Source organism: Halobaculum sp. XH14 (assembly GCF_032116555.1).
Lineage (GTDB): Archaea > Halobacteriota > Halobacteria > Halobacteriales > Haloferacaceae > Halorarum > Halorarum halobium.
Genome location: NZ_CP134949.1, coordinates 2,484,722 through 2,507,054, shown reverse-complemented (window position 1 = coordinate 2,507,054; position 22,333 = coordinate 2,484,722). Strand labels below are relative to the sequence as shown.

Sequence of the window (22,333 nt, the reverse complement as noted above, 5' to 3'; positions counted from 1 at the left end):
TCCGCGACGATCCCTCCCGTCCGTCGTCGTCGGCCGCCCGCCCGTCGATCGAACTCCGAGGGCCGACCGTCACTCCCCCGACCGGGTCATCCATCCACCGAGAGTGGAATTTGACGCACGCGTCACGTTCGTCGCTCCGGAGAGTTCCGTCGGGACGACCGGAATCAGTCCAGGCTCTTGAGCATCCCCTTGAGATACCCGACGGTGTACGCTCTGCCCCGGTGCTTCCAGGGTTCGTCGCCTTCGAGTTTCGGAACGTGGTCCGGGATCATCATGCCACTGAATCCGACGTTCCGGAGGGCCTCGAGGACCTCGTACTCGTCGTAGTTGCCCTCGTCGACGAACGTCTCCGTGAACGCGGGGACCTTGCCCTCGACGTCGCGGTAGTGAACGTAGAGGATCTCGTCGCGGGAACCGAAGTACTCGATGACGTCGAAGAGGTCCTCGTGCATCTCCGACCAGGTCCCGAGACAGAGATTCAGCCCGTGATTGTCGGTCTCGTACAGATCCATGGCGCGCTGGAAGCTCTCGAAGTTCCGGAAGAGCAACGGAACGCCCCCGATGCTCTCGATCGGCGGATCGTTCGGGTGGAGCGCCAGGGAGACGCCCGCCTCCTCCGCGACCGGGAGGACCTCCTCGATGAAGTACTCGTAGTTGTCCCAGAGTTCGGCCTCCGTGTACTCCCGGTCGAACGAGAGCGGGACGTCGCCCATCTCCGACCGTTCGAAGGCGGTCGTCGTCGCGCCGCCCCTGATCTTCCGGTTGGTCGCGCTGCGCCAGACGCCGTTGGGCGCCCAGTGGTAGCCGAGCACCGGAATCCCCACCCGTCCGACGTTTCGTATCGTCTCCTTTACGTTCTCGAGCTGCTCCTCGCGCCCCTCGCGCCCGAGCATCACGTCGTCGTAAAACGAGAGCGGAACGTTCTCGATGGCGTTCAACCGGAGTCCCGCGTCGTTGATACGCGTCCGCAGGTGGAGCAGTTCCTCGTACTCCCACTTTTCCGCACCGCTCAGTGGGTTCTCCGAATCGGCCAGCAACGGCGTCTCGTACATGTTCAACTGGATATCGTCGACGCCGAGCTGTTTGATGTATCTGAGTCGCTCCTCGGTCGGATGCATGAACTGGCCGACGCCGACGCGCATCGGCAAGTCGTGGTATTGCCGCTGGCTAAGCGCAGAAGGCTTGCTACTCACGGACATGTGGCCGTACGGAGCGCACAGAGTTAGTAAGCTTCTGCAGTAGCGGGGAATTCTGCCGATACGTTCGCCGGGGCCGACGACGCCCGTAGAGCCCAAACGTTTATTATAGATGGCACGGGTGCTCTACGAGTATGCGGTCAAAGAGTGAGCCCGGCCGAGTGGAGGAGACTCGGCAATCGAATCGGCGGAAGTTCGTACAGTTGACTGGCACGACGCTCGCCGGGGCGGGCGTCTCCGGCCTGGCCGGCTGCACCGGCCTCGGCGGGGACTCCCAGGACGGCGGGAACTCGGGGGACGAGGGTGGCACCCAGACGATCCAGGTCATCACGGACCACTCCTCGCCGGAGATCCAGGAGACCCTGCGCAACGCGTTCGACGACTGGGCGAGCACGGTCGACCAGGACGTCGAGGCGGAGTTCCTCTTCCGGGGCTTCGACGAGGTCGTCCAGACGCTCCAGCGGTCGTTCGAGACGGGAGACATCCCGGAGGTCGCGTTCCTCAACTCGGAGTGGGCGTGGCGGTTCGGGGAACAGGGCCGTCTAGCAGACATGTCAGACAGGCTCCAAGACCAGTCGATTCCGGAGCAGTACCAGGTCGAGGTCGGTGACGGCAGCGTCTTCTGGCCGCACGACATCGGGGTGATGACGATGTGGCACCGCGGCGACGTGTACGACGCCGCCGGCATCCAGCCCGCCACGACGTGGGACGAGCAGCTGTCCAACATGGAGACGCTCTCCTCGCACCTGGAGGGCGAACAGATGGATCCCGTCCTCACGTTCGCCAACCCCAACGTCGGCGTCACCCAGTACAACTACGACGCACAGATGATGATGAACGGGGTCAGCTACCTGGACCCCTCGGACGACGCCGAGGAGGTCGACGTCGTCCTCGATCAGGAACCCAATCGGGAGCGGGCGATCGAGGTCCTGAACTACCTCAACCGGATGTACCAGTTCTCGCCCGAGTCCACCAGCTACGAGTGGACCGACATGGTCGAAGTGTACATGTCCGAACTGGTCTCGACCACCTACTACACCGGCCGACCGCTGACGCAGGCGATGCGACAGGAGCCCGACGGCCTCGGCGCGAACACGCGTCCCGCGCCGTATCCGCAGGCGCCGCTCACCCAGGAGGGTGAGGCGGACTACCAGACTGTCATGACCGTTGGCGGGTTCTTCTGTCCCGCCGAGTCGGGGAACACCGAACTGGCGAAGGACTTCGTCAGCCACTACATGACGACTGATTGGTACGTGGAGAGCCTTCTCTCCGTCCCGCTGCACAACGTGCCGCCGGACGTGAGCGTCATGGACAAGGAGTCGTTCCAGAGCAACGACATCGTCTCCCAGCGTCCGGACGTCGTCGAGTACTACAAGGAGTACGCCGACGACGGCGTGTTGCCGATCGAACGGACCGATCCGCCGCTCCCGTACTACTTCGATCTGACCATGTACACGTACATCATCCCGACGATGATCGCCGAGGGGATCACCGGACGGAAGGAGCCGGGTCAGGCGGTCGACGACGCCGCAGCGGAGCTTCGAAACACGCTCCCGGAGTTCCAGGAGTAAGCGAACCCACCGATGAATCTCCACTCACGGCTCAAGGATCACGTGGCCGCGGTCCGGCACCGGCCGGAACGTCTGCAGGGATACCTCTACATCGCGCCCGCGATACTGGTGTTCTTCGGCGTCTCGCTGTTTCCGATCCTGTTCGGGATCTACCTCAGCTTCCACGCCGGCTACGGTATCTCGGGGCTCGAGTTCGTCGGCAGCAGTAACTACCAGTTGCTCGCCTCCGACCAGACGTTCTGGAACTCGATGGAGCGGGGGGTGCTGTACGCGATGTACTCCGTGCTGACACAGGTCGTCGTCGGCGTCGCCATCGCGCTGTTTCTCAACCAGTCGTTCAAGTTCTCGAACGTCGTTCGGTCCATCGTCCTGCTCCCCTATCTGATCCCGACGGTCGCCATCGCGATGATATTCAGGTGGCTGTTCCACAACCGGCTCGGACTGGTCAACTACCTGTTGCTGGAGTCGGGGCTGGTGGCCGACCCGGTGAACTTCTTCTCGGTGGGCCATGCGCTCCACAGCGTCGTCTGGATCGGGAACTGGAAGTTCTCGATCTTCGTCGTCCTGATCGTGCTGGCCCGGCTCCAGTCGATCGATCCGGAGATGTACGAGCTCGCCAAGATCAACGGGGCAAACCCGCTCAGGCGGTTCCTGGACGTCACCTACCCCAACATCAAGGGCGTGCTGTTTCTGGTCGTTCTGCTCCGGAGCATCTGGCAGTTCAACAAGTTCGACATGATCTGGCTGCTCACCTCGGGAGGGCCGTTCAACGAGACGCTCACGATGGTCGTCTACGCGTACCAGATCGCGTTCCAGCAGTTCCGCGGCGGACTGGGTGCGAGCCTGACCGTCGTGATGTTCCTGATGCTGCTCGCGACGGGTATCGTGTACTTCACGCAGTTCAAACCGTACGAGGAGGTCGAAACGTGATGGACGCACACGTCAAAAACCTCGGGCTCGGGGCGGCGAAGTATGCCGGCGTCGTCCTGCTACTCGTCGTGTTCGGCTTCCCCTTCTACTGGATGTTCGTCTCCGGCATCAAGCCGTCCGCCGACATCGTCCAGTACCCGCCACAGATCATCCCGAGCACGGTCACGCTCGCCAACTACGAGCGCCTGTTCGAGGACACGAAGTACCTGCTGTGGCTCAGAAACAGCCTCATCGTCAGCATCGGAAACGTGGTCCTGAGCGTCGTCATCTCGACGCTCGCGGGGTACGGGCTGACCCGGTACGCCATCCCGTACAAGAAGTACATCGCGATGAGCTTCATCTTCGCCTACATGTTCCCGCCGCTCATGCTGGGAATCCCGTACTACGTGGTGTTCGACGGGCTGGGACTACTGAACTCCTACCTGGGACTGGTCATCGCTCACGCGGCGGTCACGATCCCGTTCACCACCTGGCTGATGTGGCAGTTCTTCCAGACCGTCCCGATCTCCTGGGAGGAGAGCGCGTGGGTGTTCGGTGCCTCGCGCTTCAAGAGCATGATCGAGATCGCCACGCCGGGCGCACTCCCCGGCATCATCGCGTCCGCCATCTTCGCCTTCGGCATCTCCTGGGGGGACTACACCTTCGCCCTGATCCTCGTCGACGATCCCAACATGACGCTGTTGACCGTCGGCATCGACATCTACACGCAGGGGGCACAGGTGTACTGGGACCTGATCATGACGGGAGCGACGCTGCTCGTGCTCCCGCCCCTGATCCTCGTGTTCACCCTCAATCGATACATCCTCGCGGGATTCAGCATCAGCGGGTTCGACTGAATCCCCCCGTTTCGCCGTCTCACCGACGGTCCGGTGGACCCGACACCCACCCAATTTTGTGTCGAAATCAACCCGTAATTATTCAGTGTTTTTATTATACCCTGAGTGTTCTATGGTGACATGGCGAGAGTTACGTGCACGGATCTCCGGAAGGTGTTCCCGACCCCGGCGGGGAACGAGGTCGCGGTCGACTCGATCAGCATGACCCTCGAGGACGGTGAGTTCACCACGCTCGTCGGTCCGAGTGGCTGTGGCAAGACGACGCTTCTGCGGATGATCAGCGGCCTCGAAACGCCGACTGAGGGCCGGATCACCTTCGACGAGGACGACGTGACGAACCTCCGCCCGCAGAATCGGGACATCTCGATGGTGTTTCAGGACATCGCGCTGTTCCCGTTCAAGACCGTCCGGGAGAACATCGAGTACGGGCTGAAATACACCGACGTCGACGGGGAGACGCGGGACGAACAGGTCGAGGAGATGGCCCGGATCACCGACATCGAGGAGCTCCTCGACAAGAAGCCGAACCAGCTCTCAGGCGGTCAACAACAGCGCGTGGCGCTCTCCCGCTCGCTCATCCGCAGTCCCGCGATTTTCCTGCTCGACGAACCGATGAGCGATCTCGACGCGAAACTGAAGATCGAGATGCGGGCCGAGCTGAAGGAGCTCCACCGCGAGTTCCAGACGACGACCCTGTACGTCACTCACGACCAGGAGGAAGCGATGACGCTCTCTGACCAGGTCGTCATCATGAACGACGGGATGATCATGCAGAAGGCCTCCCCCTACGACGTCTATCACAACCCGAACAACGTCTTCGTCGCCCGGTTCATGGGATCGCCGACGATAAACACCATCGAGGCGACGATGACGCCGGACGGCGTTTCCTCCCCGTTGCTGTCGTCCGACGTCGACCTCTCGTCCGCGCAACGCGAGCGGATCGCGTCGGCGGCCACCGGCGACCAGGTCACCCTCGGGATCCGCCCGAGCGACCTCAAGCCGGTCGACGACGATACGGAGCCCAGCATCGAGGCGAGGGTCAACATCTTCGAGCAGATGGGCGACGACATCATACTCCACCTGAAATCGGCGGCCGACGAGCAGGATCTCCGGGCGCTCGCGCCGCCACACGACAGGCCCGAACGGGGCGAGACGTTCACGCTCGGTTTCGATGTCGCGGACCTGCACGTGTTCGACGGCAGGACCGGAGAAGCGCTCGCCAACGGGTTCGAGCGGGCCGAACGCGAATCACCCAAACCGTAAGGTCCCGACAGATCAGCCAGCCGGTCCCGATCCATCGAAACACCTTCACGAACCCGACTGCAACTCCCACACCCACGCATGACGACTGCTCCCACGCCGACGGTTACCGTCGACGGAAAGTCCGCCGTGATCATCGGCGGCACGAGAGGTATCGGAAGAGCGATCGCCCACGACTTCGCACGCGACGGTGCCGACGTCGTCTCGACGAGCCGCTCCGAAGCTGCCGTTGAGGAGGCGGCCGCCGAACTCCGCGAGCTCGGCGCGACCACGACCGAGGTCACCTGTGACGTCACCGACCCCGACTCCATCGAGCGGCTCCGGTCCGCCGCGGAGGACGCGCTCGGAGGGATCGACGTCCTCGTCAACTCCGCCGGCGCCGTCGCACAGACGCCGATCGATGGGATGACCGAGTCGGAGTGGGCAAACGACATCGACGTCGACCTCACCGGCGTGTTCCGGGCCTGCAAGACCTTCGGCGGCGCCATGACCGACGGCAGCATCATCAACATCTCGTCAATGTCGGCCGACCAGGCGCGCGCCGCCCGGCCGAGTTACTGTGCCGCAAAGAGCGGCGTGAACGGCCTGACGCGGGCGGCCGCGGCCGACCTCGCGCCCGACGTCCGGGTCAACGCCATCGCTCCCGGGTTCGTCAAGACCGAGATGGCCGGACCGAAACTGGACGACGGGTCGGAGTTCCGCGAGCACGTCGACGACAGGACGCCGATGGGGCGCGTCGCGACGCCCGACGAGATCAGCGGTGCCGCCGTCTACCTCGCCAGCGACGCGGCGTCGTTCACGACCGGCGAAGTTCTCACCGTCGACGGCGGGTACGACGACAGTTCGGTCTGAGCGGCGCGCGACCTCTCGAGGTCGAGTGTTCCTTTTCCGGTCTCACGGTCGTCCGGACCCACCGATCGGTTCGGACGCGTCGGGCCGATCACGCGAACAGTTGCGAGACGGCATTGCTGTGCTCTTCGAGTCGTATCACATCGCTCCGAGACTCCGCCAGAAGGGTGAGGAGCCGCCCGGAAGAACTTATAACATTATTCCATCTATCATTCGATTCTTATATGTTTTCTTGCGGACCGATCGTATCGACGCGGTCGTTGTTTCCTCGTGAGTCGTGGCGGGTACGGACGATCGGAACCGGCGGATTCAGTTTCCCCACGACCGCTTCCAGTGTCCTCATTTTCTCGTCCGTCAGCCACTCTACGGCACTCGTGGACCAGAACGGTGGGAGACAATCCATCCGGGTCGGCTGACGGTTGCAGATGTGGAAACTCCCGCTATACGATAGGTTTTCACACGGACGTGCCGAGTATGGGTCAGTATCGTTCAATATATTATTGTGTGATTCGGTTCACCGTCCCGAACGGAGAAAACACCGTGGATGGCCCGACGAATAAGTATACGATATATTAGATTTCAGCCGTAGTATCCGAAGTAGAGAGAATCTCACGGGCGGGACCCTTTCGAAGTTCGTATCCGGGATGGATCCGTCTCGAAGTTGAGATGCCGTCGGGGACCCCCTTCGGTCGGGGGGTCGAGACGACGAAAAGCGCGATTCGGGCGGCGAGGAGGGCAGATGGATCGGTTCGACCGGCTACTCGGGCCGTTCCCAGTGGTCGACGTCCTCCTCCTTCTCGCGGCTCCGGAGCTTCTGTTTCTGGATCTTCCCCGTCGGCGTGTACGGGAACTCCGAGACGAACTCGACGTACCTGGGCACCTTGAACGGCGCGAGTTCGGCGCGACACCGCTCGACGATCTCTTCCTCCGCGAGGTCGTGGCCCTCCTTCACGGTCACGGTCGCCTTCACGACCTCGGTGTAGAACTCGTCCGGGCTCGGAATGACCGCGACCTCCTCGACGGCCTCGATCGCCTTGATGACGCCCTCGACCTCGTAGGAGGAGATGTTCTCCCCGCCGCGCCGGACGATGTCCTTCTTCCGGTCGAGGAAGTAGAGGAAGCCGTCCTCGTCGAGCTTTCCGTAGTCGCCGGTCGAGAACCAGCCGTCCTCGTCGACGACCTCGGCCGTCTTCTCGGGCTGGCCGTGGTAGCCGGCCATGAGCGTCGGCCCCTGCTGGAGGATCTCGCCTTTCGTCCCGCGGGGCACCTCCTCGCCCTCGTCGTCGACGATCTTGACGCGTTTCTCGGCCGGCGGGAGCCCGATGCTCCCGATCCTCCGCTTCTCGTCCGAGGTGGGATTCAGGATCAACATCGTGTCCTCGGTCAGCGAGTAGCCCTCGACGACCCGGAGGTCGAAGCGCTCCTCGAACGGCTCGATCAGCTCGGGGGGCGTGCCGGCAGAGAACACCTGCTCGACCGGGTTCGTCTCGTCGACCGCCGAGGGCGGGACGTTGTCGAGCATCTTCAGCATGCTCCCCATCGCGTTGAACTCCGTCACGTCGTGCTCGCGGCACCACTGCCACCAGTTGGACGAGGAGAACCGCTCGTAGATGATGACCTCCGCGCCCGCGGCAGCGGCCCCGAGCATCGAGTACACCTGCGCGTTCGCGTGGAACAGCGGGAGCGCCGTGAACAGCGTGTCCTCGTGGGTAAAGCCCATCCGCTTCTGGAAGTCGACCGCGCTGATCGTCCAGTTCTCGTGCTGGCACTCGACGGCCTTCGGCGGGCCGGTCGTCCCCGACGTGTACATGTGGAGCCCGACCGCGGTCGGGTCGCCGTCGTTCGGCTCGACCGTCGTCGGCTGCTCGTCGGCGAGTGCGGGCAACTCCTCGTACCCGTCCAGCTCGTCGACGAGCAGGATCTCGTAGACGCCGGTCCCCGCGGCAGCCTCCACGGCCACGTCGACGAGTTCGGCCGTCGTGACGAGCACCTCCGGCTCCGAGAGCGTGAGCGAGTGCTCGAGTTCGCCCGCCCTGTACTCGGGGTTGGCCGGGGCCGTGACCGCGTCGAGGTAGGCGGTCGCGAACATGAGGTAGACGAACTCGGGGCGGTTCGGCAGGAAGAGGCCGACCGCGTCGCCCGCCCCGATCCCTCGCTCCGCGAGCGCGTTGGCGTACTGCTTGGATCTGTTCGCGACCGATTCGTACGTCTCGCTCGACTCCGGGAACGTGAGGAAGGTCCCGTCCGGCGTCTTCTCCACGCGTCGATCCAGAAGCGCTTCGATCCGCATCATGGGAAATGCTCGGGGAGGGACGGTAAGAAGGTACCGCTCGTCGCGGTTCCCGGTCCGCGCGGAAGCGCCATACGGGCGACTCGCGGAACCGATCACGCCGGTCGGCCGCGCCCCGCTCGTTCGTCGTCGTCCGTCGCAATCCGTCGCCGTCCGCCCTCAGTTCGTCGCCGTCCGCCCCGGGAGACTCAGTCGACGAGCGCGGAGTCGACCTGCCGCACGACCCGGTCGTTCATGTCGTCGTACACGAGCGCGGCGGGGAACTCGGTGTGGTCGTACAGCCCCTCCGTCTCACCCATCAGGTGCTCCAGCCGGGGAACGCGCGGTCGCTTCAGCGCCCCGATGTGGGTGTGCTGCTCGTCGCCGATCACCTCGACCCTGTTCTCCGCGCCCGCGGGCAGGTAGATGACCTCGCCGGGGTTCCCGTCGATGCTCCGCTCGGTGCCGTCGTTGTCCTTGTAGTGCCAGCGGCACCGCCCCTCGACGTTGAACAGGACCTGGTACATCTCCGGACTGTGCGAGTGCCACGGGATGGTCGCGCCGGGCTCGCCCGTCGTCCACGTCGAGATGAAGTCGTTCGTGAGCACCGTCGAGTAGATCGTCATGTGCGGGTCGCCGTCCGCCGTCTCGCCGGCCTCCGCTACCGTCGGTGACGCCGTCGCCTTCACCTTGAACGGCTTCTGGCGTGGCAGCGCCGCGTAGTTCTTGTGAGCAACCACGCTCGCTCTCTCGCACCGGTACCCATAAATCTTCGCTCAGCCACGGGTCGCTCGCCGGACAGGTTCCGTCCCGCCCTGCCGTGGCCACGAGCGCGGGCGTTCGACGCTGTCGAACGCGTGCCGCGGGGACCCCCGAACGGCGTCCCGACGGTTCGCTCGCGGGATTCCCGGTGATCGTTCGAGAGAATTACAGCATTAGCGTTGTAATAGAAGGCCCAAACGGGCGTTCGATGTCGTCGAACGGTTGCGGCTCACCAGTGTCTGATGTTGATCTCCACCTCGTTCGCGATCCCGAGCAGCATCGGTGCGAGTTCCTCTTCCATGTGCTCGCGCGTCAGGCGGTGGGCTGGCCCGCCGATGCTGAGCGCGCCGTACACGCCTCCCTCGACGTCGAGGACCGGAACCGAGATGGCGTTGAGCCCGGTCATGGCCTCCTCCACGTTGAGCGAGAACCCGCGCTCCCGGATCGCCTCCAGCTCCGAGCGGAGCGCCGACTCGTCGGTGATCGTGTGTGAGGTCGCCGACGGCAGGCCGTGGTCGGCGATGATCTCCGCGAGCCGGTCCTCGGGGAGGTGCGCGAGGATCGCCTTCCCGCCGGCGAGCTGGTGGATGTGCCTGTGGTGGCCGACGCGCGCCGGGGTCTTCGTCGCGTTCTCGCCCTGGCTGCCCAGGAGGTAGACGGCGTAGCCGCGCTGCTCGACGAAACACCACGCCTTCTCCTTCGAGATCTCCGCGAGTTCGTCGACTTTCGGCTCCGCCACCTCGTAGATCGGATGCGTGGTCTGGACGCCCTTCCCGAAGTTCAGGAACGCGAGGCTGAGCCGGTACTCGTCGCCGTCCCTGACCACGAGCCCCGCCTCGCGCAGCGACTGCAGGTGGCCGTGAACCGTGCTTTTCGCGCGGCCGATCTCCGAGGCGATCTCGGTCACGCCCGCGCGCTCCCTGTCGCCGAGCACCGTGAGAATCGAGAGTAACGTCCGGTCGGATTTGATCGTGAGTGAGTCGCCCTCGGTCATACCGGAACGATGTGTCTTCGACCGTGATAAATCGTTCGATGCTGTCGAACGTATCGCCGCCTCACCAGGCGCGTTCGAGCACGCGAGTCAGCGACTCGGGGGTGGGGTCGAGCCCCTCGGGCGCGAACGTCAGGCCGATGTCGCCCTCGATCGCCGCGCCGAGCGCGTCGAACTCCGCCCGATCCACCGCGTCCAGGTCGCGCAGTCGGGACGGGAGCCCGAGCCCGTCCCTGACGTCCCGGACCGCCTCGACGACGGCGTCCCCGGTCTCCACGGCCGTCCCGCCCGCGTCGACGCCCAGCGCGTCCGCCAGCAGGTCCCGGCGGCCGTCCACGTTCTCGAACACGTACGCGAGCACGTCGGGGGCCATCACCCCGTGTGCGAGCCCCTGCTGGACGCCGCACTGCTGGGCGAGCTGGTGACCGAACGCGTGGACGATCGAGTACTTGGGCCCGCTGGTGGGGTCGATGAGCCCGGTGGTCGAGAGCGCCACGCCCACCATCGCGTCGCCCATCGCGTCGACGTCGTCGGGGTTCGCGCCGAGCCGCGGGAGCGCATCCGAGAGCACGCGGACGCCGTGGGCCGCGGTCGCGTCCGTCATCGGGATCGCGTTGCGCGAGTAGAGCATCTCGATCCCGTGGTCGAGCCCGTTCATGGCCGAGGTGGTGATCACCCGCTCGGGGGTCTCGACGGCGAGTTCCGGGTCGTAGAAGATCGCGGCCGGCCAGATGTCGGGGTGGATGATCGGCGCGGTGCGGACGACGTGTCCCCCGTCGGGGTCCACGACGTTCATCCCGGCCGCACACGTCACCTCCGCGCCCGAGAGCGTCGTCGGCACTTCGACCACCGGGAGCGGCGCGTTCGGGAGCCTGGAGAGCGTGAGTTCCCCGCGCTCGTCGACGTCGGCAAAGAGCGACTGCGGGTCGGCCTCGGGATGGGCTGCGACGACACTGACGGCCCGCGCGGCGTCCATGCAACCGCCGCCGCCGACGCCGACGACGGCGTCGATGCCGTCCTCGCGCACCCGCGCGGCCGCCGCCCGAACCGACTCGTACGTCTTGTCCGCGGTCACCTCGGTGAACGTCGCCGCGTACGCGTCGCCGAGGCCCGCCAGGATCGGGTCCATCACCGCCGGCTGTTGGCTGACCGACCGACCCGCGACGACCAGCGCGCTCGACCCGCCCGCCTCGCGCACGGCGCGATCGAGGGCTTCGACGCACCCGGGACCGGCCGTCAGTTCGGTCGGGCCGTACCAGTGTCTGAACTCGTGATCCGCCATGTCTCCCGTCTCACGCGGCCCGCTAATCACCTTTTCCGAAAAATTCAACGTCGCCCCGGAGATATTTTCCACTACGTTTATCACCAGTGAGCAGGAGAGGACAGTTGGTAACGCGGACCAGGATCGTTCGACACACGACGTCGCACGCGCCGAACGGTGTGCGGGGTCCGCGAGCAGGCACGGAGACAACCATGACAAAGCACAACGGAATCACCCGGCGGCGGGTCCTCGGTTCGACAGCCGTCGCGGGGGTAATCGGCTCGGCTGGATGTACAGGCGGCGGATCGGACACCGCGGAACCGACCGAGAGCGACACCGAAAGCGGCGGCGGGGACGGCACGACCACGAGCGAGTCCGGGAACGACTACGAGTCGCTCCCGGAGGTGACGGCGACGTTCGCCAGTTCGTTCCAGTCGGGCAGCATCGACAACATCGCCATCGCCCGGTTCAAGGAGAAGATCGAAGCCGAGACCGACGGCCGGTTCTCGGTGAACCACGTCCCCGGCGGCGCGTACGGCGGCGAGGTCGAGATGACCCAGACGGCCGCCCAGGGCGGCCTGGAGGGGATGGGGGTCGGCCCGATCCCGATCTTCCTGTACGCGACCGAACACTGGTACACGTCGAGCCCCTACGTGATGGAAGACTACGACCACCTCCTGCGGGTGATGGAGAGCGACATGATCCAGGAGGAGGTGTACGACAAGATCGCCGCCGAGAACGGCCTCCGGGTCATGGGCCAGCCCGTGTACGTCGGCCGGCGGAACGTCACCGCCAACTCGGCGGTCAGGACGCCCGAGGACGTGCAGGGGATGAAGCTGCGGCTGCCCGGCATCGACGCCTGGGTCGAGGTGTGGCAGGAGATCGGCGTCAACCCCACCTCGATCCCGGGCAACGAGATCTACAGCGGACTGCAGACGGGGACCGCGGACGGCGCGGCCGTCGACGCGAACCTCGTCGAGTCCTCGAAGCTCAACGAGGTGCAGTCCCACCTCAACCTCACGAAACAGATGGTCGGCAACCGGAACCTCTGGATCAACGAGGAGTTCTACCAGGGGCTCGACCCGACCTACCAGGAGCTCGTCATCGAACTCGGGTTCGAGGCGACCGCGGAGGCCGCCGAGATCGGGATCGAGACCGAGGAGGAGACGATCAACCAGCTCGAATCGAACGGGATGACGATCGTCCGCGACGTCGACGTCGAGGCGTTCAAGTCGGCGGCGACGCCGGCGATCAACGGGCTGTTCGAGTCGACCTGGGCCGGAACCTGGGAAGAAGTCCAGCAGATGTGAGCCGGGACCCGACCAGGAACCCCTCGCCACTCACCCGCACGATTCATATGGGTGCCGGCAGAGCCCACAGGTACGCATGAGCACGACACAAAACCTCGACCTGCACGTCGAGTCGTGGTTCGACAGGGGCGTGATCGCGCTCGGGACCCTCCTGTTTACGCTGACGATCCTTCTCGCCACGGTGCAGGTGGTCGTCCGCCTGCTGGACGTTCAGGTGGCCGGAATCCCGTTCCACTGGACGGAGCCGCTGGCGAGATACTGTCTCGTCATCGCGACGTACGTCGGCGCGGCCGTCGCCACGCGCAACGACGAGCACATCAGGATGGACTACTTCCCGAACCGGCTGGCGGAACGGTCCCCGCGCGCCAAGCGCCTGCTGGACGTCGTCGTCTCGGTGATCGTTCTCGCGTTCGCGCTGATCGTCATCCGGGGGACGGCGACGATGGCCGGCGGGACGTGGGGCGACCAGTTCGGCTCCGTCCAGGTGATCACGTCGGGCATGCTGTATCTCGGGATCTGTCTCGCGTTCGTCCTGCTGGCCGTCTACGAGGCGCGCACGCTCGTCGGACTGCTCCGGGCTGAGCCGACGTCGACGGACGGTTCGGGGGTCGACTCGTGATCGTCCCCGAACTGGGGTTGATCCTCACCATCTTCCTCGGCGGGGTGCTGCTGCTCTACCTCATGGGCGTCCCCGTCGCGGTCGCGATGGGCGTGACGAGCGTGCTCATCATGGTCTCGCCGTTCGGCCGCGGGCTGAACTACGAGCTGATCGCCTCCCAGTTGCTGTTCGGCGTCAACAGCTTCACCATTCTCGCAGTTCCGTTCTACCTCCTGCTCGGCCGGTTGATGAACCGGATCGGGCTGACCGAACGCATCTTCCGCTTCGCGACCGCGCTCGTCGGCCAGTTCCGCGGCGGGATCGCCTACGTGAACATCGTGGCGAGCATGATCTTCTCGGGCATGTCCGGGCTGGCCGTCGCCGACGCCGCCGGGCTCGGCCGCGTCGAGTACAAGGCGATGCGGGACGAGGGGTACGACAAGGACATCTCGCTGGGCGTCACCGGCTCGTCGGCGGTCATCGGGCCGATCATCCCGCCGAGCGTCGTCATGATCATCTACGGCATCCTCGCCGAGGAGTCGATCGGCGACCTGTTCATCGCCGGGATCGTTCCGGGCGTGCTCATCGGCCTCCTGCTGATGGCGTTCGTGATGCTGATGGTCGTGCACCGCGGCTACGAGGGCGGCGACGCGTTCACGACCGAGGAGGCGGTCGAGAGCTTCAAGGCCGCACTGCTACCGCTACTCACCCCGGTTCTCATCATCGGCGGGATCCTCAGCGGGTGGTTCACGGCGACCGAGGCCGGCGCGATCGCGGTCATCTACGTGATCGCCATGGGCTTTTACTACGGCGAACTCGACCTCCACGGGCTCTACCTCGAGACGCGGGACAGCATGGTGGAGACGTTCGCGCTCATGTTCATCGTCGGCGTGGCCGCCCTCTACGGGCTGATCGCGCTCCAGCTCCAGCTGCCGATCTTCATCGCGGAAGCCCTGACCGGACTGACGAGCGACCCGACGATGATCCTCCTGCTGCTCGTGCTCGTGCTGCTCGTCGTCGGGACGTTCCTCGAGACGATGGCGGCGATCACGATCCTCGTCCCGATCCTCCTCCCGGTCCTCACCATCGCCGGCATCGACACGCTGCACTTCGGGATCGTGATGGTGCTGACGCTGATGCTCGGCCTGCTGACGCCCCCGCTCGGGGTCATCCTGTTCGTCCTGGAGAAGGTCACGGACGCGAAGATCGAGGAGATCGTGCGCGCGGTCATCCCCTTCTACGTCCCGATCCTCCTCGTCATCCTGCTCATCGTCTTCTTCCCCTCGATCGCGCTGTTCCTGCCGACCCTCTGAGCGTCCGGGACGACGTTCGGGGGGCGGGAACCGTTCACGGTTCGTCGGGGAGCGTTCACGCCTGAGACAGTGAGTCCGCGAGCGGAGCGGTCACGAGCCTCCGCGCCGCTACCGCGAGGGGAGCGAGACGACCGCACCGCGTGTGCCGGCGGCAGGGACTGACCGCTCGTTCCGTGACGCTCTCCTTTCACAGAATACATCGAATAGTGATGGTTCTTTCCAGTCCCCGGTTCGGGACCGCGATCGGGAGCCGGACGAAACGTCGCATCCCTCAGTCCAAAAACGCGGATGAACCGGGTATTACGGTCAGAAGAGGTTGCTCGCACGCACTCGCCGGGTTTCGGCCCAGCTCGCCTCCCGCCGTCGGACTGGAGTCGAGTTTACTCATTCATCGTTAATTACACGCCGGTACTGGGAATACTCCCATTCTTTTCGGACTACCATCGTCATATGGGCTACTATCACCCGTGCTCTCGAAGGTAGTGAAAAACTTACTTGAATTAATATAAGGATAGTTGTATATCGTCCCACTTCCAATCTCGTTTACCGTACGTCACCCGTCCGAGTTCGGTCGACCGGTGACCTCCGCTCCAGTGCCGGAGTCCCGTGGAACTTTGGTGCGGGGTTCCCATCGAGCCACATGGTTCAGAGCTTGCTGACCGGCGGCGACGCGGCGTGGCTGACACGCACCGCCTCGGAGATCCGTGAAATCGCCGGGCGGGAGGGATCGATTCTCGTCGTCCCGCTCGGGAGCGTCGAACAGCACGGCGACCACCTCCCGGTGGGCACCGACAGTCTCCTCGCCGGGGAGGTATCGAACCGGACGGCCGACCGGCTCGTCGACGAGGTTCCGCTCCTCGTGACGCCGACGGTGTGGAGCGGCCTCTCGTCTCACCACCTCCCGTTCGGCGGGACCATGACGGCCGAGTTCGAGACGGCACACGCGCTTCTCGAGGAGCTCAGCACCTCCGCGCTCGACAACGGGTTCGACGCGATGGTGCTGATCAACGGGCACGGCGGGAACACCTCGCTCGTTTCCACGGTGGTGAACACGGTCGGACGGGCGAACGAGTCGGCGGAGGTGCTCGGGGTGACGTACTTCGAACTGGCGACTGAGGCGATCACCGAGCTCCGGGACAGCGACCCCGGCGGGATGGCTCACGGCGGGGAGTTCGAAACGTCGCTGATGCTCCACCTGTTTCCCGACCTCGTCAGGGAGGAGCTCGCCGACGGAACGTACCTGGACGAGCCGTACGAAGGGGGGCGACAGGACCTGCTCGTCGGCGGTCCGGTGTCCGTCTACCGTGGGTTCGACGCCTACTCCGACTCCGGCGCGATCGGCGACCCGGCCCTGGCTGACCGTGAGAAGGGCGCCGAGATGTTCGAGGCGGTCCGGACGGAACTCGAGGAGTTGCTACGCACGGTTCACGAGCGGAATCGGTAGCCGCTCGTGTTCGGTCGAACCCGACTCCGGGCCTCCCTGATCACTCGGGGATGCTCGCGATCACCTCGATCTCCACCTCGATGTCGATCGGGAGATCGCGGACTTCGACGGCGCTGCGGGCCGGGAACGGGGGGCTGAACGACTCGGCGTACACCTCGTTGACGACGTCGTACGCGTCCATGTCCCGAACGAAGACGGTCGCCTTGACGACGTCGTCCAGCGACCCGCCGGCCGCCCGGAGGACGGCGTCGACGTTCTCCAGCGTCCGGGCCGTCTGTTCGGCGACGTCGTCGCCGACGATCTCCCCGGACCGGTCGACCGGGCCCTGTCCGGAGACGTACACGGTGTCCCCGTCCCGAATCGCCTGTGAGAACGGCCCGATGCTCGCAGGAGCCTCATCCGTACTGACTTCCTCCATACGCACGGTGAGAGCGCGGGCCACCAACTAGGTTTCGTGTCCGGACGACGGGGGTCCGGGCACGGGAATCACGTCGACGAGTTCCGCGAGGTCCCGACGCGTCTGCAGGTGGTCGACGAGGTCGTACTGGTCCTCCTCGATCCGATCGTCGGGGTCGAACAGCACGGCGGTGCCGGCGACCTCGAACGCCTCGACGTCGGAGTGGGAGTCGCCCACGTAGACGACGTCCTCGCTATCGACGTCGACCGCGGCACAGAGCCGCCGGAGGAGCTCCCCCTTGTCGTCGGGGCCGACGTGTGCCCTGACGTCCACCGGGACGCCGTCCTCGTACAGGATCTCGTTGGACACGATAAAGGCCGGGTCGTGCGTCTCGATCCGCGCCATCAGATCGAGCACGCCGCTGCTCAGGACGCCGAACGGCACGTCGCCCGCCGAGAGCGTTTCCAGGAGGTCACCGGCCCCCTCCGTGAGCTTGATCGCCTCGGCCGCGCGTCGCAGGTGTGAAGCCGTGACGCCCCGCTCGCGCCAGTCGGCGACGTTGCCCTCACACCACGACTGGAACGACAGGTCGCCGTCCCAGTAGGCGTCGGTGCGGTCCACGCCGTCGGGTTCGACGCCGAACAGGCGGTAGAGCAGGCCCCAGCTCCCGCGCTGTTCGGCGAGCGTGCCGTCGAAGTCGAACACGACGAGCGCGGGACCGGGACCCGACGCCGGGATCGCGTCCGGGTCGGGGAGGAGCCCCTCGAGGCGGTCGCTCATGGCCGGGAGACCTTCCCCATGCTGACCGGGCCGTCGGCGCCCGTCGCGGACGGGACGTTGTTCGGCTCCCCCCAGCAGTTCGTCGCCGCGAACAGCGCGAACATCGCGGCCTCCTTCGCGTCCGCATCCATGCCGAGCTCCTGCAGTCGGGCGACGGGCGCGTCCGTCCGCGTCCGGAGGAACTCGAGGAGCGTCGGGTTCGACGCGCCGCCGCCACAGACGTAGATCTCGTCCGGATACCGGTCGGCGAAGTCCCGATAGGCGGCGTCGATCGATGCCGCGGTCAGCATCGTCGCCGTGGCGACGATATCCTCGTCGTCGAGGCCTCGCTCGCGGCCCGCTTCGATGACGGTCCTCGCGTACTCGTGGCCGAAGTACTCCCGCCCGGTGGATTTTGGCGGGGCCTCCGCGAAGTAGTCGTCCGCCAGCAGCGTCTCGAGGAGCCCCTCGTCGACCGAGCCGCGTGCCGCGAGCTCGCCGTCGACGTCGTACGTCTCCGCCCCGTCGGTCAGCAGTTCGACCACGGCGTCGATCACCATGTTCCCCGGGCCGGTGTCGAACGCCGTCACGTTGTCCATCGTCGGGTTCGGGGGGAGGAGCGTGCAGTTTCCGATGCCGCCGACGTTCTGGACGGCCCGGAACGCCGACTCGCCGGCGAAGCGGGTCGCGTCCATGAACGGCGCGAGCGGGGCGCCGTGTCCGCCCGCGGCGACGTCGCGCATCCGGAAGTCCGAGACCGTCGGGACGCCGGTGCGGGCGCTCAGGACGCTCCCGTCGCCGATCTGGAGCGTCGACCTGCTCGCCCGCTCGTACCCGGGAACCGGCTCCTCGGCGGGGATGTGCCAGATGGTCTGTCCGTGGCTCCCGATGACGTCGACGGCCGACCGCTCGTGTCCGGCCTCGGTCCACGCCCGCTCCGCGACGTCGGCGAGCACTTCACAGAGACCGACGTTGAGACGACAGACGTCGTCCACGGTCCCGGTCTCGTCGTCACAGACGGCGACCAGCCGGTCACGGAGCGCGGGCGGATACGCAACGGTCACGAACGACTCGAGGGTGACGTCGTACCCGAACGGGTCGTCGGTCGCGGTTCGGTCGATCGTACAGCAGGCGCCGTCGACGCCGTCGAGGGACGTCCCCGACATCAGGCCGACGGCGCGGATCGTGTCGTGTGGTTCAGTCATTGGATAGCAGCTCGTCACCGCCGTCGGCGACGGCGGCGTGGAATTTCGCTCGGACGTTCGAAAGCTCGGTACTTGATTCCCCGGTCAACAGGTGGTTGGTCAGCAGGATCGCGAACCGGCCGGCGTCGGGATCGATCCAGATCGACGTGCCGGTGAACCCGGTGTGGCCGAACGATCGCTCCGACCAGGGCCCGCTCGGCGACCCGTCGTGTGGTAGCCGCCAGCCGAGCCCGTGTGGACGATCCGCGTCCGGCGTCTGATTCGAGGTCAGCCGGCGGACCGTCGACGCCGAGAGGACGCGGCTCCCGTCCAGGGCGCCATCGCCGAGGAGCATCCGCGCGACGGGCGTCAGGTCCTCGATCGTCGCGAACAGCCCGGCGTTCCCGCTTTCCGCCCCCAGGACGGCACCGATGTAGTCGTGGATCTCGCCCCGAAGCCGTTCGTTCCGCCAGCGGTGATCGCGCGTCGCTGCGACGTCGCTGGTCGCTTCGAGCGGGCCGAGCGAGGCGCGCTCCATCCCGAGCGGGTCGAACACGTGCGCGGAGGCGAGACTCGACAGCGACTCGCCGGCCGCCCGAGCGAGCGCGTCGGCCAGATGGACGAAGTTGAGATCGCTGTACACGAACCACTCCCCGGGGTCCGCGAGCAGTCCGAGGTGACTCGTGTACAGCGACTCGCGGAGCGCCTCGGGCGACTCCCAGCCGAACGGGAACGACTTGTAGGGGGGGAGCCCGGAGGTGTGACACAGCAGGTCGCGGAGGGGAATCTCCCCCCGAGCCGTCCCCTCGAGCGGCGGCACGTACTCCGCGAGCGGAGCCCACAACTGGACGGTGTCCCGCTCGAGGAGCCGCGCACAGACGGTCGTCGTGACCACGGGCTTCGTGAGCGAGGCGACGTCGAACCTGGTCTCCCGGGTGACCGGGTCGCCGCCCCGTTCGTCCTCGAACCCGACGCAGTCGACGGCGAGTCCGCCGTCGGCGTCGCCGACCGCCGCGGCCGCGCCGACGTACGCGTCCGCTTCGACCCCCCGCCGGAGGAGGGTCGAGAGCGAACGCGACCCGCTCATCAGGCCCCCTCCGTCCCGTCCCCGAGCGGTGCCACGGGGGTCGGGCTGCTCGCGTCCGCATCGAAGACGTCCGCGTCCTCGAAGTGGCACCGGTGGGTGTGTGACGGGGAGACGGCATACTCGGCGGGAACGTGCGTTTCACAGCCGGCTTCCGCCACCGGGCACCGCGGGTGGAACCGACAGCCGGACGGCGGGTCGACCGGGTCCGGCGGCTCGCCCTCCAGGGTGATGCTCTCCCCGCCCGCACCCGACACCGAGGGTGCCGACGAGAGCAGCGACTGCGTGTAGGGGTGGCGCGGCGACTCGAACACCTCGTCGGTGGCACCGGTCTCGACCAGCTGGCCGAGGTACATCACGCTCACCGTGTCCGCGATGTACCGTACGGTTCGGAGGTCGTGGGAGATGAACACCATCGAGAGGTCGAACTCTGTCTGGAGCTCCTCGAGCAGCTGGAGGATCTGTGCCTGGACCGTGACGTCGAGCGCGCTCGTGGGCTCGTCGGCCACGACGACGGACGGGTTGACGCTGAGCGCGCGGGCGATCTCGATGCGCTGGCGTTGCCCGCCGGAGAACTCGTGTGGATAGCGGTGGCGCTGGTTCGGATCGAGCCCGACCCGATCCAGCAGCTCCGCGACCCGTTCGTCCCGACCCGCTTCGTCGAGATCGGTGTGGATCTCGAGCGGGCGCGAGAGGATCTGTTTCACCCGTTTGCGAGGGTTCAGCGACGAGGACGGGTCCTGATGGATGAACTGGATGTCGCTCCGGTAGGAGCGCAGGTCCCGCTCGGACCGGCCGGAGATCTCCTCGCCCTGGAACCAGATCTTGCCGGCAGTCGGTTCCTCCAGGCGAACGAGCGTCCGGCCGAGCGTCGACTTGCCACAGCCGCTCTCGCCGACCAGCCCCAGCGTCCGGGTGCCGTCGACCGAGAGGGAGACGCCGTCGACCGCGTGGACGTGTCGTTCGTCCCGTCCCAGCAGCGAGGACAGCATCCCCTGGTTGACCGTGTAGTACTTCTCGAGCCCCTCGGCGCGAAGCGCGGCGTCGTCGGGGGCGGCTTCCGTCCTCGACGCGGGTTCGGTGCTCATCGGTCGACCCCCTCCGGTCGGTCGTCCGACCGGGACCCCGTCGGGTCACGGGCGGTCAGGTGGTCCGCGTCGCCGTACAGCACGCAGTTGACCAGGTGGTCGGTCGCCGTCTCGCGTCGACCGGGCGGAACGTCGGTCACCGCGTCGCCGTCCGCTTCCCGGGCGGTGACCGGCAACGGTTCGCTCCCGGCGGTCACCGAGTACGCGGGCGGGAACGCCGTGTGGCACGCGTCGTTCTCGGCCGGGCAGCGCGGCGCGAACGGACAGCCGGACGGAAGCTGCGTCAGGTCGGGGACGCTCCCCGAGAGCGGGTCCAGTTCGTCCGTGCCGTCGAGGCGCGGGACGCTCCGGAGGAGCGACTCCGTGTAGGGGTGTTTCGGCTGCTCGAACAGCTCCTCGGTCGGCGCGTTCTCGACGACGCTGCCGGCGTACATGACCGCGACCCGGTCACACACCTTCCGGACGACGCCCATGTCGTGGGTGATGAACAGGACGGCGGTGCCGAACTCCGACTGGAGTTCGTCGATCAGCTCAAGGATCTGTGCCTCGATCGTGACGTCGAGGGCGGTCGTCGGCTCGTCCGCGATCAGGAGATCGGGCTGACAGGAGATCGCCATCGCGATGAGCGCGCGCTGTTTCATCCCGCCGGAGAACTCGTGGGGGTACTCCAGGGCTCGCTGCTCGGGGAGCGGGATGCCGACCCGTTCGAACAGTTCCACGGTCCTGTCCCAGGACTCCTCGAACCGTCTGAAGCTCCGCTTCGACCGGAACAGGTTCCCCATGACGTTCCGTTCCCGGCGGGTGATCCCCTCGCCGGGCGGCGACCGGTGGGTGCGGATCGTCTCGGAGATCTGATCGCCGACCGTGAGGACGGGGTTCAGCGACGAGCCCGGATCCTGGAACACCATCGAGATGCTGTTCCCGCGGACGTCCTCCATCTCCGCCTCGGGCTTCGAGAGCAGGTCTTCGCCCCGGAACCGTGCCTCGCCGGAGACGTTCGCGGAGCCCTCCAGGAGTCGGAGCAGGCTCAACGCGGTGACGGACTTCCCGCTTCCGCTCTCGCCGACCACCCCCAGCGTCTCGTTGGGGGCGATGGTGAGATCGATCCCGTTGACCGCCTGTACCGCGCCGGCGGACGTTTCGAACTCGACGCTGAGGTCGGTCACGTCGAGCAACGGTTCCTCGTCGTGTCGGACGGCCCGTTCGGCCGTCGGTGATTCGGATTGCATTC

General features: G+C 66.2%; 20 protein-coding genes. 9 read left to right on the top strand and 11 right to left on the bottom strand.

Going from position 1 to position 22,333, the window contains the following annotated elements; genetic code table 11:
- Nucleotides 1-164: 164 nt before the first annotated feature.
- Nucleotides 165-1,142 (bottom strand): mannonate dehydratase, encoded by a 978-nt coding sequence (locus tag RJT50_RS12835; RefSeq protein ID WP_313691830.1) that lies wholly within the window; start codon nt 1,140-1,142, stop codon nt 165-167.
- 215 nt (nt 1,143-1,357) lie between these two features.
- On the opposite strand from RJT50_RS12835, the gene RJT50_RS12830 reads away from it, so the two are divergent.
- The 5 genes from RJT50_RS12830 to RJT50_RS12810 all read left to right on the top strand — a co-directional run bounded on the left by RJT50_RS12830 (nt 1,358) and on the right by RJT50_RS12810 (nt 6,645).
- Nucleotides 1,358-2,767: an ABC transporter substrate-binding protein gene (locus tag RJT50_RS12830; protein ID WP_313691829.1), complete on the top strand. Its 1,410-nt coding sequence runs from the start codon at nt 1,358-1,360 to the stop codon at nt 2,765-2,767.
- 12 nt (nt 2,768-2,779) lie between these two features.
- Complete coding sequence (locus tag RJT50_RS12825; RefSeq protein ID WP_313691827.1) at nt 2,780-3,697, top strand: carbohydrate ABC transporter permease; 918 nt, start codon at nt 2,780-2,782, stop codon at nt 3,695-3,697.
- On the top strand, nt 3,697-4,533 hold the full coding sequence (locus tag RJT50_RS12820) for a carbohydrate ABC transporter permease (protein WP_313691826.1): 837 nt from the start codon (nt 3,697-3,699) through the stop codon (nt 4,531-4,533). The genes RJT50_RS12825 and RJT50_RS12820 overlap by 1 nt, the downstream gene beginning before the upstream one ends.
- 120 nt (nt 4,534-4,653) lie before the next feature.
- Nucleotides 4,654-5,796, top strand: a complete 1,143-nt coding sequence (locus tag RJT50_RS12815) for an ABC transporter ATP-binding protein (RefSeq protein ID WP_313691824.1) — start codon at nt 4,654-4,656, stop codon at nt 5,794-5,796.
- A 78-nt stretch (nt 5,797-5,874) separates the two neighbouring features.
- Nucleotides 5,875-6,645 (top strand): SDR family NAD(P)-dependent oxidoreductase, encoded by a 771-nt coding sequence (locus tag RJT50_RS12810; RefSeq protein WP_313691822.1) that lies wholly within the window; start codon nt 5,875-5,877, stop codon nt 6,643-6,645.
- Nucleotides 6,646-7,399: 754 nt separating this feature from the next.
- Here RJT50_RS12810 and RJT50_RS12805 read toward each other — a convergent pair.
- The 4 genes from RJT50_RS12805 to RJT50_RS12790 form a co-directional block, all read right to left on the bottom strand.
- A complete protein-coding gene (locus tag RJT50_RS12805; protein WP_313691821.1) occupies nt 7,400-8,935 on the bottom strand; it encodes a class I adenylate-forming enzyme family protein in 1,536 nt (511 codons plus the stop codon).
- Nucleotides 8,936-9,120: 185 nt separating this feature from the next.
- The gene (locus tag RJT50_RS12800) at nt 9,121-9,651 is read right to left on the bottom strand and encodes a cupin domain-containing protein (protein ID WP_313691820.1); all 531 of its coding nucleotides are present in this window, start codon (nt 9,649-9,651) and stop codon (nt 9,121-9,123) included.
- Between the two features lie 251 nt (nt 9,652-9,902).
- Nucleotides 9,903-10,667 carry an IclR family transcriptional regulator gene (locus RJT50_RS12795; RefSeq protein WP_313691819.1) on the bottom strand — a complete coding sequence of 255 codons (765 nt, stop codon included), beginning with the start codon at nt 10,665-10,667 and terminating at the stop codon, nt 9,903-9,905.
- Between the two features lie 61 nt (nt 10,668-10,728).
- Complete coding sequence (locus RJT50_RS12790) at nt 10,729-11,946, bottom strand: iron-containing alcohol dehydrogenase (protein WP_313691817.1); 1,218 nt, start codon at nt 11,944-11,946, stop codon at nt 10,729-10,731.
- Between the two features lie 191 nt (nt 11,947-12,137).
- Here RJT50_RS12790 and RJT50_RS12785 point away from each other — a divergent pair, with 191 nt between their 5' ends.
- The 4 genes from RJT50_RS12785 to RJT50_RS12770 all read left to right on the top strand — a co-directional run bounded on the left by RJT50_RS12785 (nt 12,138) and on the right by RJT50_RS12770 (nt 16,590).
- Complete coding sequence (locus RJT50_RS12785) at nt 12,138-13,235, top strand: TRAP transporter substrate-binding protein (protein WP_313691815.1); 1,098 nt, start codon at nt 12,138-12,140, stop codon at nt 13,233-13,235.
- 76 nt (nt 13,236-13,311) lie between these two features.
- Nucleotides 13,312-13,854, top strand: coding sequence for a TRAP transporter small permease (locus RJT50_RS12780; RefSeq protein ID WP_313691814.1), 543 nt, complete (start codon nt 13,312-13,314; stop codon nt 13,852-13,854).
- Nucleotides 13,851-15,146, top strand: coding sequence for a TRAP transporter large permease (locus RJT50_RS12775; protein ID WP_313691813.1), 1,296 nt, complete (start codon nt 13,851-13,853; stop codon nt 15,144-15,146). Before RJT50_RS12780 ends, RJT50_RS12775 begins: the two co-directional genes overlap by 4 nt.
- Before the next feature lie 640 nt (nt 15,147-15,786).
- Nucleotides 15,787-16,590 carry a creatininase family protein gene (locus tag RJT50_RS12770; RefSeq protein ID WP_313691810.1) on the top strand — a complete coding sequence of 268 codons (804 nt, stop codon included), beginning with the start codon at nt 15,787-15,789 and terminating at the stop codon, nt 16,588-16,590.
- 40 nt (nt 16,591-16,630) lie between these two features.
- Here the strand turns inward: RJT50_RS12770 and RJT50_RS12765 are convergent, their stop codons facing one another.
- From RJT50_RS12765 to RJT50_RS12740, 6 genes are read right to left on the bottom strand one after another with little or no spacing between them, the layout of a single operon-like run.
- Complete coding sequence (locus RJT50_RS12765) at nt 16,631-17,008, bottom strand: Rid family detoxifying hydrolase (RefSeq protein WP_313691809.1); 378 nt, start codon at nt 17,006-17,008, stop codon at nt 16,631-16,633.
- A gap of 27 nt (nt 17,009-17,035) precedes the next feature.
- On the bottom strand, nt 17,036-17,767 hold the full coding sequence (locus RJT50_RS12760; RefSeq protein ID WP_313691808.1) for an HAD family hydrolase: 732 nt from the start codon (nt 17,765-17,767) through the stop codon (nt 17,036-17,038).
- The gene (locus RJT50_RS12755) at nt 17,764-18,951 is read right to left on the bottom strand and encodes an anhydro-N-acetylmuramic acid kinase (RefSeq protein WP_313691806.1); all 1,188 of its coding nucleotides are present in this window, start codon (nt 18,949-18,951) and stop codon (nt 17,764-17,766) included. Before RJT50_RS12755 ends, RJT50_RS12760 begins: the two co-directional genes overlap by 4 nt.
- Nucleotides 18,944-20,017 (bottom strand): serine hydrolase domain-containing protein, encoded by a 1,074-nt coding sequence (locus RJT50_RS12750; RefSeq protein ID WP_313691804.1) that lies wholly within the window; start codon nt 20,015-20,017, stop codon nt 18,944-18,946. The genes RJT50_RS12755 and RJT50_RS12750 overlap by 8 nt, the downstream gene beginning before the upstream one ends.
- Nucleotides 20,017-21,102 (bottom strand): ABC transporter ATP-binding protein, encoded by a 1,086-nt coding sequence (locus RJT50_RS12745; RefSeq protein WP_313691803.1) that lies wholly within the window; start codon nt 21,100-21,102, stop codon nt 20,017-20,019. The genes RJT50_RS12750 and RJT50_RS12745 overlap by 1 nt, the downstream gene beginning before the upstream one ends.
- Nucleotides 21,099-22,331: an ABC transporter ATP-binding protein gene (locus RJT50_RS12740; RefSeq protein ID WP_313691801.1), complete on the bottom strand. Its 1,233-nt coding sequence runs from the start codon at nt 22,329-22,331 to the stop codon at nt 21,099-21,101. The genes RJT50_RS12745 and RJT50_RS12740 overlap by 4 nt, the downstream gene beginning before the upstream one ends.
- Nucleotides 22,332-22,333: the final 2 nt, after the last annotated feature.

What these genes read in the sequence shown, in the direction of transcription:
- RJT50_RS12760 (WP_313691808.1), bottom strand. Translation starts at nt 17,767, where the DNA reads ATGAGCGACCGCCTCGAGGGGCTCCTCCCCGACCCGGACGCGATCCCG.
- RJT50_RS12750 (WP_313691804.1), bottom strand. Translation starts at nt 20,017, where the DNA reads ATGAGCGGGTCGCGTTCGCTCTCGACCCTCCTCCGGCGGGGGGTCGAA.
- RJT50_RS12755 (WP_313691806.1), bottom strand. Translation starts at nt 18,951, where the DNA reads ATGACTGAACCACACGACACGATCCGCGCCGTCGGCCTGATGTCGGGG.
- RJT50_RS12820 (WP_313691826.1), top strand. Translation starts at nt 3,697, where the DNA reads ATGGACGCACACGTCAAAAACCTCGGGCTCGGGGCGGCGAAGTATGCC.
- RJT50_RS12795 (WP_313691819.1), bottom strand. Translation starts at nt 10,667, where the DNA reads ATGACCGAGGGCGACTCACTCACGATCAAATCCGACCGGACGTTACTC.
- RJT50_RS12835 (WP_313691830.1), bottom strand. Translation starts at nt 1,142, where the DNA reads ATGCGCGTCGGCGTCGGCCAGTTCATGCATCCGACCGAGGAGCGACTC.
- RJT50_RS12765 (WP_313691809.1), bottom strand. Translation starts at nt 17,008, where the DNA reads ATGGAGGAAGTCAGTACGGATGAGGCTCCTGCGAGCATCGGGCCGTTC.
- RJT50_RS12740 (WP_313691801.1), bottom strand. Translation starts at nt 22,331, where the DNA reads ATGCAATCCGAATCACCGACGGCCGAACGGGCCGTCCGACACGACGAG.
- RJT50_RS12825 (WP_313691827.1), top strand. Translation starts at nt 2,780, where the DNA reads ATGAATCTCCACTCACGGCTCAAGGATCACGTGGCCGCGGTCCGGCAC.
- RJT50_RS12770 (WP_313691810.1), top strand. Translation starts at nt 15,787, where the DNA reads ATGGTTCAGAGCTTGCTGACCGGCGGCGACGCGGCGTGGCTGACACGC.
- RJT50_RS12780 (WP_313691814.1), top strand. Translation starts at nt 13,312, where the DNA reads ATGAGCACGACACAAAACCTCGACCTGCACGTCGAGTCGTGGTTCGAC.
- RJT50_RS12790 (WP_313691817.1), bottom strand. Translation starts at nt 11,946, where the DNA reads ATGGCGGATCACGAGTTCAGACACTGGTACGGCCCGACCGAACTGACG.
- RJT50_RS12815 (WP_313691824.1), top strand. Translation starts at nt 4,654, where the DNA reads ATGGCGAGAGTTACGTGCACGGATCTCCGGAAGGTGTTCCCGACCCCG.
- RJT50_RS12810 (WP_313691822.1), top strand. Translation starts at nt 5,875, where the DNA reads ATGACGACTGCTCCCACGCCGACGGTTACCGTCGACGGAAAGTCCGCC.
- RJT50_RS12785 (WP_313691815.1), top strand. Translation starts at nt 12,138, where the DNA reads ATGACAAAGCACAACGGAATCACCCGGCGGCGGGTCCTCGGTTCGACA.
- RJT50_RS12745 (WP_313691803.1), bottom strand. Translation starts at nt 21,102, where the DNA reads ATGAGCACCGAACCCGCGTCGAGGACGGAAGCCGCCCCCGACGACGCC.
- RJT50_RS12805 (WP_313691821.1), bottom strand. Translation starts at nt 8,935, where the DNA reads ATGATGCGGATCGAAGCGCTTCTGGATCGACGCGTGGAGAAGACGCCG.